This is a genomic window from Salinicola salarius (genome assembly GCF_002179555.1).
GTDB classification, from domain to species: domain Bacteria; phylum Pseudomonadota; class Gammaproteobacteria; order Pseudomonadales; family Halomonadaceae; genus Salinicola; species Salinicola salarius_A.
The window spans coordinates 1-991 of the sequence record NZ_NHOU01000113.1 but is presented as its reverse complement, the minus strand read 5'-3'; the positions used below and the strand labels follow the sequence as shown (position 1 = coordinate 991).

Genomic DNA, 991 nt, shown 5'->3' with positions numbered 1-991 from the left:
GCTGTTTACGGGTCTATTTTTCAGACAGAGCCTAGCTTATTTGGCGAGTGAGTCTTCCAATTTCCGAATGATAGCTGCATTTGTCCTGCATTTTGACGAACATAAGGATCGGGAAAGGCCGCATTGTCTAACACGATCGCACGGGATCCATATGCAAACTATCGAATTATAAAGGACACCGACTAGAATCCCTCAAACCATGATGGATACGTCACACCTATGACGATGAGACGGCATTCGTGGTTTCCTGCATGAGTCTCCCTGAGTCCGACAAGTATTTTCGGTCCGATCCATCGACTCTTCAAGAGGATCAAAAGATTGGAAACAGGGAGCTTTACCAATTATTTCATCCGAATATCTTCGAAATCTTGCTTCGAACTGACGCTAGATCAGCGGCGCCGGGGCCCGGCTATGCGGCTAAGAGTACCATCCCGGCGTATCAGGCCGTGCCAAAGCAGTGCCATACCGGCATGACCGACAATCAGCGCCAGCAGGGTCCAGCCAAGCCAGACATGCCACTGGCGAGCCTGCATCATCCGAGGACCTTGGGTGCTTCCGCCGTCGAATAAAGGTATGCCGAAAGGTGCGAAGGGCTGACCACCGAGCCAGGTCATGTAGAGCCCGAGAGCCGGTATTCCCAGCATTAGCAGATAGAGCAATAAGTGCGACAAAGTCGCGATTTTGGCTAACTTGCCGACGTGAGCTGGGCGGTGGCGTAAGTTGAATAGTGCCCAAAGTGCGCGAAGTACAATCAAGCCCATCAACAGCGTGCCCAGGGGTTGATGGGTCGAAAGCCAGGCTTGTACCCACTGTGGGTGTCCCCATAATATTTTTGCTGCCATCCCGCCAAGTTGCCATAGCAACAGAGCGCCAATACCCCAGTGTAGCCAGCGGCTGATTCGACCGTAGTAAGCAGGTGTATCCCTCCATGGAAAAGATGACATCGTGATCCTCCCTTAATCCTGATTCCGTGAAGCCAGCGCCGACACTT

General features: G+C 52.3%; 1 protein-coding gene. It reads right to left on the bottom strand.

All coding sequences use genetic code 11. From position 1 onward, the window contains the following. Positions 1 to 389 precede the first annotated feature (389 nt). Complete coding sequence (locus CCD76_RS19360) at positions 390 to 944, bottom strand: cytochrome b (protein ID WP_087721111.1); 555 nt, start codon at positions 942 to 944, stop codon at positions 390 to 392. Between the last annotated feature and the right edge of the window lie 47 nt (positions 945 to 991).